At 64.8% G+C, this 15,154-nt stretch carries 16 protein-coding genes; 6 read left to right on the top strand and 10 right to left on the bottom strand.

Features of this window, described 5'->3' with window-relative positions:
* The first annotated feature begins 246 nt into the window (after positions 1-246).
* Both NFL01S_RS36195 and NFL01S_RS27680 read left to right on the top strand, forming a co-directional pair.
* Positions 247-639, top strand: a complete 393-nt coding sequence (locus NFL01S_RS36195; protein WP_062979233.1) for a helix-turn-helix transcriptional regulator — start codon at positions 247-249, stop codon at positions 637-639.
* The gene (locus NFL01S_RS27680; protein WP_062979232.1) at positions 636-1,181 is read left to right on the top strand and encodes a hypothetical protein; all 546 of its coding nucleotides are present in this window, start codon (positions 636-638) and stop codon (positions 1,179-1,181) included. The genes NFL01S_RS36195 and NFL01S_RS27680 overlap by 4 nt, the downstream gene beginning before the upstream one ends.
* 728 nt (positions 1,182-1,909) lie before the next feature.
* On the opposite strand, the gene NFL01S_RS27670 is transcribed toward NFL01S_RS27680, so the two are convergent.
* The 5 genes from NFL01S_RS27670 to NFL01S_RS27650 form a co-directional block, all read right to left on the bottom strand.
* Positions 1,910-2,569 (bottom strand): hypothetical protein, encoded by a 660-nt coding sequence (locus NFL01S_RS27670; RefSeq protein ID WP_062979230.1) that lies wholly within the window; start codon positions 2,567-2,569, stop codon positions 1,910-1,912.
* A 215-nt stretch (positions 2,570-2,784) separates the two neighbouring features.
* Positions 2,785-3,294, bottom strand: a complete 510-nt coding sequence (locus NFL01S_RS27665) for a hypothetical protein (RefSeq protein WP_062979229.1) — start codon at positions 3,292-3,294, stop codon at positions 2,785-2,787.
* Positions 3,291-4,001, bottom strand: a complete 711-nt coding sequence (locus tag NFL01S_RS27660) for a hypothetical protein (protein ID WP_062979228.1) — start codon at positions 3,999-4,001, stop codon at positions 3,291-3,293. Before NFL01S_RS27660 ends, NFL01S_RS27665 begins: the two co-directional genes overlap by 4 nt.
* Positions 3,998-4,324 (bottom strand): type VII secretion target, encoded by a 327-nt coding sequence (locus NFL01S_RS27655; protein WP_062979227.1) that lies wholly within the window; start codon positions 4,322-4,324, stop codon positions 3,998-4,000. Before NFL01S_RS27655 ends, NFL01S_RS27660 begins: the two co-directional genes overlap by 4 nt.
* 239 nt (positions 4,325-4,563) lie before the next feature.
* Positions 4,564-6,108 carry an alanine/glycine:cation symporter family protein gene (locus tag NFL01S_RS27650; protein WP_062979325.1) on the bottom strand — a complete coding sequence of 515 codons (1,545 nt, stop codon included), beginning with the start codon at positions 6,106-6,108 and terminating at the stop codon, positions 4,564-4,566.
* 264 nt (positions 6,109-6,372) lie between these two features.
* Here NFL01S_RS27650 and NFL01S_RS27645 point away from each other — a divergent pair, with 264 nt between their 5' ends.
* Positions 6,373-7,446 (top strand): hypothetical protein, encoded by a 1,074-nt coding sequence (locus NFL01S_RS27645; protein ID WP_157117020.1) that lies wholly within the window; start codon positions 6,373-6,375, stop codon positions 7,444-7,446.
* 611 nt (positions 7,447-8,057) lie between these two features.
* Here NFL01S_RS27645 and NFL01S_RS27635 read toward each other — a convergent pair.
* The 3 genes from NFL01S_RS27635 to NFL01S_RS27625 all read right to left on the bottom strand — a co-directional run bounded on the left by NFL01S_RS27635 (position 8,058) and on the right by NFL01S_RS27625 (position 10,989).
* Entirely contained in the window at positions 8,058-8,915 is an 858-nt protein-coding gene (locus NFL01S_RS27635) for a hypothetical protein (protein ID WP_062979224.1), read from the bottom strand.
* Between the two features lie 116 nt (positions 8,916-9,031).
* Positions 9,032-9,766, bottom strand: coding sequence for a TetR/AcrR family transcriptional regulator (locus tag NFL01S_RS27630; protein ID WP_062979223.1), 735 nt, complete (start codon positions 9,764-9,766; stop codon positions 9,032-9,034).
* Positions 9,763-10,989, bottom strand: coding sequence for a cytochrome P450 (locus NFL01S_RS27625; RefSeq protein ID WP_062979222.1), 1,227 nt, complete (start codon positions 10,987-10,989; stop codon positions 9,763-9,765). Before NFL01S_RS27625 ends, NFL01S_RS27630 begins: the two co-directional genes overlap by 4 nt.
* A 381-nt stretch (positions 10,990-11,370) precedes the next feature.
* On the opposite strand from NFL01S_RS27625, the gene NFL01S_RS27620 reads away from it, so the two are divergent.
* Complete coding sequence (locus NFL01S_RS27620; RefSeq protein ID WP_084493305.1) at positions 11,371-11,619, top strand: hypothetical protein; 249 nt, start codon at positions 11,371-11,373, stop codon at positions 11,617-11,619.
* A 142-nt stretch (positions 11,620-11,761) separates the two neighbouring features.
* The gene (locus NFL01S_RS27615) at positions 11,762-12,061 is read left to right on the top strand and encodes a DUF1540 domain-containing protein (protein ID WP_062979221.1); all 300 of its coding nucleotides are present in this window, start codon (positions 11,762-11,764) and stop codon (positions 12,059-12,061) included.
* Between the two features lie 97 nt (positions 12,062-12,158).
* Here NFL01S_RS27615 and NFL01S_RS27610 read toward each other — a convergent pair whose 3' ends face one another.
* Entirely contained in the window at positions 12,159-13,202 is a 1,044-nt protein-coding gene (locus tag NFL01S_RS27610; protein WP_062979220.1) for an ABC transporter substrate-binding protein, read from the bottom strand.
* Between the two features lie 70 nt (positions 13,203-13,272).
* Positions 13,273-13,860, bottom strand: a complete 588-nt coding sequence (abmR, locus tag NFL01S_RS27605; RefSeq protein WP_062979219.1) for an ATP-binding transcription factor AbmR — start codon at positions 13,858-13,860, stop codon at positions 13,273-13,275.
* 349 nt (positions 13,861-14,209) lie between these two features.
* Here abmR and ligD point away from each other — a divergent pair, with 349 nt between their 5' ends.
* Complete coding sequence (gene ligD, locus NFL01S_RS27600; RefSeq protein ID WP_062979218.1) at positions 14,210-15,145, top strand: non-homologous end-joining DNA ligase; 936 nt, start codon at positions 14,210-14,212, stop codon at positions 15,143-15,145.
* Positions 15,146-15,154: the final 9 nt, after the last annotated feature.

Genomic DNA, 15,154 nt, shown 5'->3' with positions numbered 1-15,154 from the left:
CTGGGCCGCCTCAACCCACTGCAGAACCACGACCGACAGCGGCGCGATATCAAAACAGGCCATGCGGTATCTCAGGAAGTTCTTCACGGAACGTGGGTACCTGTGGGCGCCGTTTCCGAAGCGATAACCGAACCGCGGCACAGCACTCCCCCAAGCATATGTTGCGCTATAATGCAACATATGAGGATTAGTAGGCGACGCGTACAAGCCCTCGACTTAACCAGCCAAAGCCACCTCAGGAACGCAATGGACCTGACTCAGGCTCGACGCCGCCTGTTCAACGACCTCATCGGTATACGCACGCGGCGGGGAATAAGTCAGGCGCAGGTCGCCGAAGCGATCGGCATCAACAGGTCCGGCATCAGCAGGTTCGAGTCCGATATCGAGGGCAGTAATCCGACGATTGATATCGTCCTGCGCTACGCCCATGCCGTAGGCGCAGCGATCGAGATCAATGTGGAGACCGTCGAGGAAAATCAGGCCCGGCGCACCGCCCGCGCCGCTGGTGACGAACACGCCTGGACCATCTCACCGCGGACGCTACACGAGCCGGTCTTCGTCCCCGCCGACAAGCTCGACGACGACGAAGCGTCGGTACTCCAACTGGGCGCGGTAGCCGACAGCGATGGGCCCCGATGACCGACAAACGCCACATCGACGGGGCATCGACTACATCGTTCGCCATCCGTTTGGACAGGATCGAAACCTGGTCCGTCCTCGCACAACGATGGGACGACGAGAAAGAGATACCCGATTGGGCGGCGGGAACAAAGAGCGAGTTGACCATCGGATTAGGTGGACGACCGGCTAGCCAGATCGCGGCTTCGATCGACTTGCTCGTCCTGGACGATCACCCTCGTGCCGTTCGGGTCGAGATCGTCGCGTTCTACGAGGTGGCTGCATTTTCGTCTGGGTCTCCTACCCCCAGCGAAGGAAATATCGAGGATACGAGCGCATTCCTGGTAGATCTCGAAGGCAGCGCCAGCACAAAAATCGTGAACCGAGCCCTACGGGACGTAGGCCCATATCTCCGCGAAGCTGTCCAAAGCGCTTCGGCACGAGTGTTTCCGACGCATCCCATCATCCTGCCCGGCGATATCCGTGACCTGCCGGAAAGCGCATTGCGCCCGCAACAGCAGGCTCCCACGCCCGCGGACGACCAACCATCTCCGGACGATTAGGTCTCGCAGTCTCGGTTGTCGCAGATCGAGTACGGTCCCCTAGGGGTTCGTACCTCCACCGGGAACCCTCGGACCCGTTCGACGCACCTGTCAACTCGGGGTTCAGGTTCGATGACCAGATAATCGTGACCCATACCTGGTCCGTGCCCGCAGGTATCAGCACCCGGAGTTGCATCTTCGCAAACTATCGACGCACAGTATGTTCGCGTCGTTCAAGCGCCGCTGAGGCGTCCCATCTCAGGGACACCAACCCAGTGTCAGAGTGCGAAAGTCGCATTCTAGGTTGCGAATTCAGCGTGCAAGAGTGCGAAAGTCGCAGCAAAGTCGATTTGGGCTGGTCTCTGTGACCAACCCTCGCCCGCCGGAGAACGCGACTGGTTCATCGACGGACTCGACATCATCCTGGACGGCATCGAAGCCGGCGGCACCGTACGCCACACATGACACCCGGCCGCACCAGCCGGACCCCCAACAAGCGTCTTCACCTGCCTTTTCTCGGTGCCGAGGGAGCCCGCCGGCTCACGCCGAGAATGATCCCCATCAGGGAGGCGAGGCCGGTAGTGACCGCGTCCGACCGCGCGGACCGAAAACCATACGCCCGCACCTGGGCGACCCGGCCGGCGGATACCGAGTGCTCTACGCTCCTGACCGGCGTCTTTTTCTTATCGCTCGACGGTTCGTAGGTCTCCCAGAGGTGGCGCCGGCAATCCGCACGGGACTCTTACGCGTCAGCGATCATCCCCGGGCCTCACAGCATAGTTCGGTACGACTCTGCCGTTCTCCATCCGGTAGGGACCTGTTCCCGTCTGCCCACCCTGCGCCGAATGGTCCGGCACCACCCGGCCGTGTTCGAGGCGATAGTGCTGCACCGCGGGCGGCTTCCCCTGCGGTTCCGTGGTCACACGATGAACGGCGGCCCCGAACTTCGGGTGTACCGCGACCCGCAGGAACCGTTCGTCATCGATGGGCCGCAGCGTCATCCGGGGATCGCCCTTCTTGTAGAGCCACGACATGACGAGCAATCCGAGCGGAATCGAACCCGGGAATACGCCGAGCGCCAGCGGAGGTATCAGCGGGTCGTAATGCACTATCCGCGCGACGACAACCACGGCTATCAAGTTGGCGACCATAACTATCGCAAGGAGCCCGGCCAAACCGCGGTAGCGACGTCGATAGCCGCTGCACAAGTCGCATATCGGCCAATCACCGTCGACCACGGTCGAGGGCGGTGGATATCGATGCGGTGCATGGAACGAGAGCTTCGGGTCGCGCGGGTGGACCGCGGTTTCGTAGAAGACAGACCTCATGGACACCCACGCCACAGCGGGCCGGCCGTGGGCGGCACAGACACTCGGGAGCGGTTGCGCGAACTCCAGGTCGAGCGGCACCGTGGCACCTGTAAGTCGTCGTCGTGACATCCGGAGCAGTGGTTCAGCATTGCTCCGAGAGCTCGGCCGGCGGCGAAGCGGGATAGTCGCGTCCGTTGTTTCGTGGTGCCCTTCCCGCGCGGCCTCGCCGGGGTTGCGCACCGAATGTTCCGAGTACAGCCACGTTCGGCCGTACTCGTCGAGATGGTGCTCCCGCCCGGTCTCCGGCGCCCCACTCACTGCAACCAGCCGCGTTGCCGCCGTTCCTGGAAATACAGGTCGTCTTCATCGGGCTCGTCGGGGGTCACGACGACATCACGCCAGGATCGACGCGGGTTGCTCGTCGGCTGCGATGCGGTGTGTGGTGGTACGGGCTGAGCGGGAGGTTCCGGTGCGGGACGGGGTTCCGGAGCCGGCCGCGTTTCGCGGTCCGAGACGTGGGGATCTTCGTGTCGGTAACGTTCGAGGATGGCATTGCCCATGTCGACCAGCCGCTGCTTCTCCTCGTCGGTCTGGACAGCTTGGTCCTGCCGAACCTGCTCCAGTACCGAATCACCAAGCCTCAAAAACGATTCACTGGACTCCAGATCGCGCAAACTGCCGGTTCCGTTGCGGATTTCCCGCAACTGGTTTTCCAGGTTCTTGTCGGCGGTGTTGTCGGCCAGTGCCTTCAATGCCTGCGAAAGCACCCGCGATACACCGATATCTCCGGCCGGGTCCAACATCGGTTCTTCACGATTGTTCATGACACCCCAGGGTGGTCATAAGTTTTCTCCGGAAGTTCGGGAATGTCGATCTTATAATCCTCGCCGCTCTCCAAGTAGCTGAGCAGTGCCATCGCGCCGCTGTACCAATTGCCGAATGCACTGACAACCTGGACGCTCTTCACTGCCATCACCGCCGCGATCGCAGCCGCAACGGATTGGAATACAGCTGCTGCAGGCGTCGGAAGCCGTGCCGCTGCCTGGTTCACCAGGAAGACAATTGCCAGATCACCCAACCCTTGGAGGGCAGCGGCAATACCGTTGGCCATCTCGTAGGAATTCAGGGCGAACTCTTCGATCTTACCCGCCATCTCGTTCATCGGATCGATTTGCCCGGTCAGGCTGTCACCCAACGTGGTGAAGAACGCGCGTGCGTCATCGGCAGCGTTCCCTGTCCATGATGCCGCAAAGTGCGCCGCGGCCGAATCGATGGAGCCTTCGTAGGCACTGTTGTAACCAGCCATGTTCCGGATAGCTTGCGCCGACTGGTAGAGAGTGGACCAATCACCCGAAGCATAGTTGGTCACCGTGCCGATGGGGTCGAACCCGGTGACGTACGAGATCACTGCATTGATCATGTAACTCATGCTCACACCGTTGCCGTTGAGCATCAGCTCGGCCAAGTTGGATACGGGGTCTGTATCGTCGCTGGGTGTGGCAAGTTTGGCCACCGGCCACTCGGTGCTCAATTTACCGACTCCGGATTTTCGTAGCTGCGATCCAGATTTTCGGCAGTTTGGGTGTCCGTCGATCGATACATCACGGCGGAATTCGTCAGTTCTGTCGATGACAAGTCCGTGACACGACCCAGAGTTTCATAATTCTTCTGCAGCCGTTCACCGGCTTTCTGGAGTCCGGCGAACACGGGTTTGAGTATCTCGCCCGCGCTTTGATCCAGTGTCAGCCACTGCTTGGCATAGGCCACCGCCTGCGGGTTGTCCTCACTCAGTTTCCACAGATCACGTGCCGCCAAATCCAAATGAGCTGGTTCGACCTTGAATTCGTAAACCACTTCGACCTTCGTCTTGTTTCGTCACACTGACATGCCCGAGTGTTCGACTAAAGGCGTCTATACATCGAAGCCCCCCTACGCTTTCCGACATGTCCGTATCGGATACTGCCACATATCCATGGCCAGGTCGACTACGGGCCGGGTCGAGACCGGTTCCACCGCGCGAGGCCTACACAGGCGCCGTGGTCGATGACATCCCGGTCAGCCGGTCTCGAGCGCCGGATCGGTGGTCACTCGGCTCATGCCCTCGTCGGCACCTTTACCTTGTCGCCCGACGGTTCGTAGGTCTCCCAGAAAGTGGCCCCGGCGATACCCAGCGCCCTCGGATCGAATACCGGATCCACCCCATCCCGCTGCTGTTTCTCGTAGTCCCGCAACGCCTTGTACGCGGGCTGCTGCAAGACGAGGATGCCCACGATATTGAGCCAGGCCATCAAACCCACTCCGATATCACCCAGCGCCCACGCTTCCGCCGCGGTCGATACGCAGCCGACCACCACCGACGCCAGGATAAGAGCCTGCAGTACGACCGTGGCGACCGAACCGGCCGACCAGCGCAGGAACGGAACCACGGCGGTGCCGTATTTGCTCAGCAGGAACCGCAGGTTGGTTTCCGCGATGTAGTAGTAGGCGAGGATCGTGGTCAGGCAGAAGAATGCCAGGGAGAGGGCGACGAACGTGGAGCCGGCGCCGCTCCAGAGGGTGTCGAAGCCGTGCTGGACGAAGCTGGGGCCGACGACGATATCGGAGGGCAGGACGCCGCCGTCGGCGATAACGGCCCCCTCGGCGGTTTCGCCTTCGAATACGCGGTAGGCGCCGGTGGACAGGATCAGGAAACCTGTTGCGCTACAGACGAATAACGTGTCGAAGTAGACGGCGAACGCCTGGACGAAACCTTGTTTGACAGGGTGGGAGACCTCGGCGGCGGCCGCGGCATGGGGGCCGTTGCCCTGCCCCGCTTCGTTGGAGTAGATACCGCGTTTGACGCCCCACATGACCGCGGCGCCCACAATCGCACCGAAGGCCGCGTCCGCGCCGAAAGCGCTCGCGAATATCGTGGAGATCACCGAGGGGATCTCGGAGGCGTTGACCACGACGATGATCAGGGCGACCAGCATGTAGCAGACCGCCATGAACGGCACCACCACGGACGCGAAGGCCGCGATTCGTTTGACGCCGCCGATGATGATCACCGCCAGCACCGCCGCCGTACCGATTGCCACCACCCATTCCGAGACTCCCCACGCCTGCTGCATCGCCGACGCCATGGAGTTGGACTGCACGCTGGGCAGCAGAACCCCGCAGGACAGCACGGTGACCGCGGCGAAGACGAACCCGTAGACCCGGAACGCCGGGGCAGCCTTGGTATGCGCCATGGCCCTGCTCAGGTAGTAGGCGGGTCCACCACGGTATTCGCCGGTGAGCGGGTCGCGGGTCTTGTAGATCTGGCCGAGGGTGCATTCCACGAACGAGGTCGACGCACCCAGGAAGGCCATCGCCCACATCCAGAACATCGCGCCCGGACCGCCGAACGCGATCGCGGTCGCCACCCCGGCGATATTTCCGGTGCCGATCCGCCCGGACAGCGATACCGCCAGCGCTTGGAACGACGAAACCCCCGCAGATGAACTCTGCCCCTTCATCATCAAGCGGATCATCTCGGGCACCTGGCGCAACTGCAGGCACCGGGACCGCACCGAGAAATAGATACCTGCCGCCAGGCACAGGTAGACGAGAGCGTCGCTCCATACGTAGCCGTTGACGGTATCGAGAAAATCACCCAAAACGGATACTCCTTGCGAATTCACATTGAGAATTATGTTGATTCGCATGCTCGCACAGGTGGCGGTCACCCGTGTGTCCGATCGATGACAGCCGTGTAAGAAAGGCTGCCCGCGGGCATCGGCTCAGCGCTTCGCCGAGTGCGACAGACCAGCACCGGGCCGGCACACAGTCCCCCGCCGAGCCTCCGAACGCCGGCAGCACCAGTGCTCGTACGCGCCCATTCGTCCGACTACTGCCATGAAATAGCTGGCAGGATGGATGGCATGGCACCCCGAAACAGTGATGAGGCGGCGGAACCGGCCGCATGGTCACTGGTGGAAACACGCAAGCTGTTCGATATGCTCGACAGCCCGCGCCCCGGGCACGGACTGCTGGGGGTGAGCGACCCGGATATCCACTATCTCGACGGCAGATGGTGCATGTTCGTGGGTGCGATGAACAGCCGGTTTCAGGTCAGGCTGTACGAAGCGCGGCTCCCCGAAGGGGCCGATATCACCGATGACCACTGGCAATTCGTCGTCGACAGCCGCGACCAGGCGATCGCGCTGGGTCCGGCGGAACGCGGCGCCTGGGACAGCGCGGGGATGCACTCCCCGACCTACGTCCGCGGCACGGCGGACGATCGCACAGTGGAACGTATCTACTACGCCGGACAGCTCACCCGCGCCATGAGCGGAAAGCGCAGCCGATACGCGATCGGCTACCTGCAGCGAAGCGCCGACGGTCAGTGGTTACGGCACCCTGAACCGATTCTGTACGGGGACGATACGCGCCCCAGCGCCATGGAGCCGTTCGTGCTCTGGACCGGCGAGCAGTGGCGGATGTGGTACCTGGCATGCGTCGGTGAAGTCGGCCGTGGCGAACTGCCCGACTACGAGATGCGGTACACCACAAGTGAAGACGGGACGAACTGGACTCCGCCGGAACGATTCGGCAACACTGTCGAGGGGTTCTTCAACAATACGGTCGCGGTCCGCGATACCGGTTCTTGGATGATCACGGCACGCGGAACCAACCTCCACGGCACGGACCCGTACCCGAGTCAGGGCCTCTGGCTGGCCCACACCACCGGAATTCCCGGCGACCGCGCTTCCTGGCAACCATTCGAACGACTCCTCGACACCGACACCGCAGCGGAACCGTGGTATGCGGCCGGAATCTGCGGTCCCGCCTGTGTCTTCGACGGCGACGACACCATGCACATCTTCGCCACGGGCACCCACTCCCCCCTTTCGTGGCACCGCGCGGTCTTCCAGCAGTTCCGCCGCCGGCTCCCGATCGTGCCCGCCCCGTTCTACCTCGCCACCGCTCGCTTCACCTTCCGCCGCTCCCGGTGAAGTCTTGGACCGGTCACCTGTCGTACGTGGGCGTGACCGGCAGGCTGAACCATGGTCAGCTCGGCTCGGCCCCCTCAGCCGGTGGTCTCGGTCGCGGCGGCGCCGAACTCCGGGCTGCTCTCGGCAGGGGCCGAAACCTTGCTCCGGCCCTCGCCGCGGTGCAACAGGAACGGGCACACGATCGCGGCGGCAGCAAGGAGACCGCTCTGGTGATGGTGTCGGCGCCGAGTCCGTCGATGAATGCGTGGCGGGCAAGGGCGGCGAGAGAGTCGGCGGATTCGGCCGGGAGCTGTTCGGCGACGCTCAGCGCGGCGCCGTGTTCGGTGGCGGTCTCGGAGAGCGCGGACGCGGCGCCGGAGCGATCCGGCGGCGCGGAGCCGACCACCACAGCGTGGGCGTTGACGGCACTCGACGAACTGGGTTTGCCGCCGCAACGGCAGCGCGCGCGATCATGACGATCAACGACTACGTCCAGGGCCACGACCGTGTTGTCCTCGGCGGCAAGCAGGCCACGGCCGGCGTTGAGCTCGAACCACCTGGTCCACAGCGGGTCCGGTACCCGTGACGCGGCGGGCAGCCGATCCGGATCCGCTCGCCCTGCTCGTCGATGATCACCACGGCCCGCGGCCGAACCAGATGGGACGCGCGGGAGCGCCGGGACCGTCCACATAGGGTGTCAGGTCACCGACTGTTGTGATCTGCACGGCATCGGTGACCGTTCCGGGAATGGCCGGCGCCTTGGGGGGAGGCCAGAACGAATACACCTCCGGGTCCCGGTCGGGCCCGATGAGATGCCCGGTCGCCATGGCCGTATGCGCATTGCCCTCGCCCCATCCATCCCAGACGATCAGATCACCGCGGCCGGGTCGCTCTCCTGTGGGATCGCCGAGATCGAGATCGCGGGAGCCGTGCGGAATCGTGGCGGCCCGCATCTGCTGAGGGAAATCGTTCGGCAGGATGCCGTTCCGCCGGTTTCTCTGCGCCTTCCGGCCCAGCAGTGACGCGTACTGGTCACGAAGTTGCGCATGGGTCAGTACGCCGCGGCGAGCGGCGGCCCACATGATCATCTCCCGACAGTTCACCCCGGAGTCCGGGGTGAGTGCCGGGAGCGGCCCCTCGTTCTTCGACAGGATCCACTCCTCGAACTTGCGATGCGGAATGAACCTGGGCAGAAAGTTGGTCCACATGGCTTGGGCCCCGGACAGGTGCATTGCGCGGAGCTCGTCGGCGACCACCAGCGGCGCATCCAAATCCTCGGATCGCGGACGGTCCACAGAAGGTCCTACAGCACCGGAACCTTCGTCCCGGCCCCTGCTGTGCGAGATCGGCTTATCGCTACGCTCCCAGAGCTCGGCGGCTTCATCGATCCGTTCCCCGGCACGGCGCAGCGGTTCTTCGGCGACGCGTCCGACGCCCTTACCGAGGCCGAGCACCCGCTGACGCATCTCGTCGAGAACACGGCGCAGCAACCAGGACCTCCGGCTCGCCGACCTTGGGCGCGCATCGTGGATTGTCGTAGTGGGTGTCCCCCGATGGTAATCGACGAGCCGTGCTCGGGCCGAGAGATCGGCGGATGCGACTGCGGTTACCCGACGTCTCCCGCGGTGAGTCCGATGCCGGCGGCGAGGTCGGTGAGTACCGCGTCGAACAGTACGTCCGGGTCGCTCACCGGCATCGGGTAATTGCCGAACACCTCGAGCGTCACGTGCCCGTACAGGCGGACCCAGACGATCATCATCAGGTACGCCACCCCGAGGTCGAATTTTTCGGCGGGGAACTTCTGTTCCGATCCCGCCAGCAGCGCCAGCAGTTCGGTCTGGAATGCGATCAGATCGGTCCGCAGCGCTTCCGGAATCGATTCGACGGGTGGCGGCGCCAAATCATATGCGCCCAGGACCTTACCGGCGGCTTCGAGGAAGACCAGGCCGAACGATTCGTCGAATCGGCGTACCGTGCCCGGGTTGCCGTCGGACGGGGAGGCGAACACCAGTGTGAACTCGTTGCGATGGGCCAGGGCCCAGCGCCGGAACGCGCGGCAGATGGCGAACAGCCGCACCACCCCGTCGTCGGGCAGTTCGGCGACCTGCGCGGCGAGGTCGTCGGCGAGACGTTTGCAGATATCGCGGCGCAGGGCAGCGAGGAGCTCTTCCCGGGACGGGTAGTAGCGGTAGAGGGCGGGGGCGGTGATGCCGAGTTCACGCGCAATGGCGCGGAGGGTCAATGCCTCCGCGCCGTGCGAGACCAGCAACTCCGCGGCCACGCGCCGGATGTCCGCGTCGCTGACCGCGGGCATCCGGCCCCGCCGCGCGGGTGGTGTCATTCGTAGGCGACCTGCCAATTCTTGATGCCGTTCAACCAACCCGACCGTAGCCGAACGGGTTCGGAGACCTGACGCAGGTTCGGCATCACATCGGCGATGGCGTTGAAGATGAGGTCGAGCTGCAGGCGGGCGAGGTTCGCGCCGACGCAGTAGTGGGTGCCCGTACCGCCGAAACCGACGTGCGGGTTCGGGTTACGGGTGACGTCGAATTCGAACGGTTTGGTGAAGTGGTCCTCGTCGAAGTTGGCCGAGGAGTAGAACAGGCCCACACGCTGGCCCTTGGCGATGGCCTGGCCGCCGATTTCGGTGTCCTGCAGGGCGGTCCGCTGGAAGGCGATGACCGGGGTGGCCCAGCGGACGATCTCGTCGGGGGCGGTGCGCGGACGCTCGGCGCGGTACAGCTCCCACTGTTCGGGGTTGTCGACGAATGCCTTCATGCCGTGGGTGGTGGCATTGCGGGTGGTCTCGTTACCGGCAACGGCCAGCAGGATGACGAACCAGGCGAACTCTTCGGAGCTCAGTGCCTCGCCGTCGATATCGGCGCTGAGCAGCTGGGTGATGATGTCGTCGGCCGGGCAGCCGCGACGCTCCTCGGCGAGGTTCCAGGCGTAACCCATGACCTGTGCGTTGGCCATCTTGTAGCTGTCGGCGTACTGCGGATCGTCGTAGCCCATCATCTGGTTCGACCACTCGAACAGCTTGCCGCGATCGTCCTGCGGCACACCGAGGAGTTCGGCAATGGCCTGCAGCGGCAGTTCGCACGCGACCTGCTCGACGAAATCGCCACCGCCGGTTTTCTTGGCCTCGTGCACGATACGCTCGGCGCGTTCGGTGAGCGCCTCACGCAGGCTCTGCACGGCGCGCGGGGTGAACCCGCGAGCGATGATGCGGCGCAGTTTGTCGTGTTCCGGCGGATCGGTGTTGACCAGCATGGCGCGCTGGATATCGATCTCGTCGCGGGTGATCTCGCCGTTGAAGCGGATCACCGCGGTATTGGCGTTGGTGGAGTAGACCTCGGAGTTCTTGGAGATCTCCTTGATGTGGTCGAGCTTGCTGACCACCCAGTACCCGCCGTCGTCGAAACCGCTGACGCCGTTGGGCTGATCGACCCACCAGACGGGCGCGGCGCGGCGCAGTTCGGCCCATTCCTCGATCGGCAGCCGAGCGGCGAGCAGGTCGGGATCGGTGAAATCGAAGTCGTGGGACAGGGACGGTGCGGTCACTATGCCTCCTTGCAGAACACTGTCTCCTGAAGTGAACCACACCACACCCGCATTTGTGAACACCCTTTAGTAAATAGTGTTCACCCAACTTTCGGCGACGCCGACGGTATCCGAGCGGGCACAGGCCGGCTCCCGCACCGGCCGGTCGCAGAATCGCGACCTGCAGCGCGGACCCCGGCAGGCCATCGGCCACTGGCCGGCTCACAAGACGACCGAGCTCGGTCTACCGCCCGTGACGCCTGCGCCCCCGGCCCGGCCGCGGACGGCCGATTCGATCAGCGTTGCGGTGCAGAACGGTGGACCGTGCCCAGCTGCTGGTCGAGCGCCCTGAGGGGCCGAACGGTTCGGCGGTGGTCGTGACTGTCTACGGTCAGCGAATTGGTGAGCGATCTCGACCGCGCCGAATGGGTGCAACGCCGGCCCGACCCGGCCAACCGTCGGCGCACCCTGGTCTCCTTGCTGCCACCCCGGCGGGCGCATGTCGAAGAATTCGTCGCCCGGCGCGCGGAGCCGCTCCTGGCGGCCATGTCCACCCTCAGCGCCGAACAGCGGGCGGGATTCCAGGCGGGGTTGCAGGCCTGGGCGCACGAGATCCGGAACTGGCGATCCGAGCCCATGACATCGCGCTAGCTACTCGACGGCAATATCAAGGGTTCCCGGCTCGGAGATCAGCAGAACCCAAGAATTTTCCGACGGGTATTCAGCACTGTGACGGCGGTCTACTCTGGTATCCGCATGAGCAAGACTCCCACAGCCCAGGAGGACGAAGCGCATGACAACCATGGAAATGCCGCACGTCAGCGAATGCACAGTGAACGACTGTTCGTACAACCACGACGGCTGCCACGCCTACGCCATCAATGTCTCCGGACAGAACGGCAGCGCCGATTGCGCGACGTTCATCCCGCTGGCCACCAAGGGCGGCCTCGACACGGTCACCAGCATGGTCGGCGCTTGCCAGCGCGCCGATTGCACCCATAACGCCGACCTCGAATGCACGGCCGGCGAAATCCGGGTCGGCCCGGGTAGTGGCGAACACTCCGCGCGCTGCCTGACCTACACCCCCCGCTGAACGCAGCTGCCGGCTCCGGCCGAAATGTTCGCGGTGGCCTGGCCCTCGGCAACCTCGCGGAGGGCGAGGCCATCACGTACCTCACCCATCCCGGGCATCAGCGCTGGAACATTCCCTGCCACGTCTCCTGGTACCGGGAGACGGCGTCCGGGGTGAGCGTGGCGATATCGGGGAACGGCACCTCCTGCGCGCGCGCTACGGCACCATTGATATCGGGGAGCGCAGCGGCATACCCCTCCGACAGCGCCGTCTGCCCTTCCCGTGTGACCAGGAAATCGGCGAGCACCTGCGCGGCGTTCGGATGTGGCGCGGCGGACAGCACATGGCTGTACCACGGTGTGCCCCAGGCGGGATCGGGCAGCAACCAGTCGACCGGCGCACCCGCCGCCTGTTCGCGGACCAGCGGCTGAACCATCGGCGTCGCCACGATCTCCCCGGAGTTCAGCGCCTGGGCCACGCCCAGCGCGCTCGGATAGATACGCGGCCGCTGCGCCGCCAGCTTCTCGGTGAAGCCGGGATCCCAGTTGCGGTCGAAGAACCGGTACTGATCCACCACCGCGGCGAAACCGCTCGGGTTGGTCACCCCGATGCGGCCTTGCAGGGCGGGATCCAGGAGATCGGCCGGCGTCGCCAGACCGCCGGGCAATGCCGCGGTGTTCCAGCCCAGCCCGAATACCGCGGCACTGGTGAGGAAGAATGTGCCACCACGAACGCTGCCCTCACGATCGTAGGCCGGGTCGCGCAACGACGGACCGACCGGATCGACGGAGTACGGACCGGATTCGGCCGCGGTGGCGGTCCAGACCGGGTCGGAGGTCATATGCACATCGGCCGTACCGCGGCCGGTGCGGTGTTCGGCCTCGACCCGGGGGTTGATCTCCACATCGGTGCCGCGGGTGAACTCCAGGGTTATCCGCGGGTATCGCTGCTCGAATGCCGCCTTCAGTTTCGCGAGATTGTCCGGGTGCTGGGTCGAGTAGAGGTGCACTCTGCCCTCGTTTTCCGCGGCCGCGACCACCTCGGACCACTCGCCGGACACCGGCAGGTTCGCCGACGGCGTGGAAGCACCGCAGGCCGTACTCGTGGCCGCCACCGCCACGGTGAAGAGCGCGACGACAGCGCGTCGAGAGAGCGAGAACACCCGGACCTCCAGAACTGAACTGACATTAGTTCAGCAACTTAAGAGGCGCCGGACCAGGTGTCAATGGCGACTACAGCCCCTGTGGACCTTCCGAACGCAGATCGTCGACCTTCCGCATCGCCGTCCGCAATTCCTCGAGCCAGGATTCGGTGTGCTCACCCACCAGCCGCACCGCCCACGCCAGGGCGTCCGCCCGGGACCGCGCGACTCCGGCATCGACCAGCGTGTCCAGTACTTTGCGTTCCGGTTGCCGCAGCCGGGTCATCACCGGAACCGCCAAGTGGGTGAACAGGGTTCGCTGCCCGTCGATCGAGACACCCCACGCGACACTGCGCCGGTAACGGTGCTGCGCCTCGTCCGCGATCTGCATCCGTGCCGGCCGGGTCGCCTCCCGGAACCGGGCCACCGCCCCCTCCTTGGTCGCCTCCGGAATCGGGCGGCCGGATTCCTCGCCCGCCGTCTCGTCCGGTGGCGGTACCGGTAGTTCGCCGATCACCACGATCTCGTCGCGGTCGATCTCGATCACCGGCGCTCCGGTGAACCATTCGGCGGGCAAACGGCCCGCGAACCAGTCCGCGATATCGCCGGTTTCGGGCAGATCCGCCTGCTGCCATCCACCCGGCCGGCCGAATCCACGCCTCCGGTGTCCATGCCTCATGGGATCACCTTCTCACTAGAACGATTACTTGATTACAAGATTACGCCGCAATCGATACTGCCGGTTCCGCTGAGCGCGAAACTTGATCACGGCCGGTCCGAGGAGTGATTCCGATCCGCACATTGCGGAAGGTTCCGTCTTCCGCGTGTCTGCTCCCCAACGGTTCGAACAGCTCCGTATTCTGCGGCCGACCAGGCAGTACCCGCCTCATGAAGCGAGGACTCATGGCACCCGGACCGGGCCGCGGAACCACCGGCGCAACGCACCGCAGAAGACTCGGCGCCCACCTCCGGTTGCCGGGGCACGAGGTGAGGGGTACGTCCTGACCGGGCCGTCGGTCCCGGCACCGATGCTCGCCGTGGCGGGCCGGGCGCCGGACACCCCGGAGTGGGCGGTGGAAATGAAATGGGACGGCGTGCGCGCGATAGCGATCTGCCGCGACCGGACCTGCCGGCTCTACAGCCGCAACCGACGCGAGATCACCGACTCGTATCCCGAACTCGTGGCCGCCCTGACGACCGGCGCCGGGGATCGCGACCTGGTCCTCGACGGTGAGATCATCGCACAGACACCGGCCGGCGCACCGTCGTTCGCGCTGCTACAGCGCCGTATGCACGTCGCACGACCGGGCGGTGCGCTGATCCGGGCGGTGCCCGTTCAACTGTTCCTCTTCGATGTGCTCGTCGACGACGGCGAGACCGTGACGGGAGAGCCGTATCTGCGGCGCCGTGCGCGGCTCGAACAACTCGATTTCACCACTACGCCGGTCCAGACTCCGCCGTACTGGGTGAATATCGACGCGGAGCAGATGATGGCTGCCGCCCGGGACAACCACCTCGAGGGCATCGTGTCCAAGCGGACCGACTCCGTGTACCGGCCCGGCCGGCGCTCCCCGGAGTGGATCAAGACCCCGTTCCGCCGGACCACCGAGGCCGTGGTCGCCGGCTGGACCTCCGGCAGCGGGTCGGTCTCCGGATCCTTCGGATCGCTGATCCTCGGCGCCCACGATCGAGCGGGCAACCTGGTCCACATCGGCAATGTCGGCACCGGTTTCACCTTCGCCGACCGGCGTTCACTACGCGCCCGGCTCGATGAACTGAGCCGCACCGGCCCGCTGTTTCCACTGACTTCGGCACGCGGCCGGCCCGGGACCCCGCACTGGGTGGAGCCGGTACTCGTCGGCGATGTCGAATACCGCGAATACACCGGCGAAGGACTGCGTCACCCCAGCTGGCGCGGCCTCCGCACCGACACATCGACCGATGAGGTATTCGTCCCCGAGTGAATGCGACCG

This window comes from Nocardia flavorosea NBRC 108225 (assembly GCF_001613385.1).
Taxonomy (GTDB): Bacteria; Actinomycetota; Actinomycetes; order Mycobacteriales; family Mycobacteriaceae; genus Nocardia; species Nocardia flavorosea.
Note: the sequence above shows the minus strand (reverse complement) of the source record. Positions and strands in the feature narration are given on the sequence as shown.

Excerpts from the sequence above, each read along its gene's own strand:
- NFL01S_RS36195 (WP_062979233.1), top strand. The coding sequence starts at position 247 with ATGGACCTGACTCAGGCTCGACGCCGCCTGTTCAACGACCTCATCGGT.
- NFL01S_RS27680 (WP_062979232.1), top strand. The coding sequence starts at position 636 with ATGACCGACAAACGCCACATCGACGGGGCATCGACTACATCGTTCGCC.
- NFL01S_RS27665 (WP_062979229.1), bottom strand. The coding sequence starts at position 3,294 with ATGAACAATCGTGAAGAACCGATGTTGGACCCGGCCGGAGATATCGGT.
- NFL01S_RS27645 (WP_157117020.1), top strand. The coding sequence starts at position 6,373 with ATGGCACCCCGAAACAGTGATGAGGCGGCGGAACCGGCCGCATGGTCA.
- NFL01S_RS27630 (WP_062979223.1), bottom strand. The coding sequence starts at position 9,766 with ATGACACCACCCGCGCGGCGGGGCCGGATGCCCGCGGTCAGCGACGCG.
- NFL01S_RS27615 (WP_062979221.1), top strand. The coding sequence starts at position 11,762 with ATGACAACCATGGAAATGCCGCACGTCAGCGAATGCACAGTGAACGAC.
- abmR (WP_062979219.1), bottom strand. The coding sequence starts at position 13,860 with ATGAGGCATGGACACCGGAGGCGTGGATTCGGCCGGCCGGGTGGATGG.
- ligD (WP_062979218.1), top strand. The coding sequence starts at position 14,210 with ATGCTCGCCGTGGCGGGCCGGGCGCCGGACACCCCGGAGTGGGCGGTG.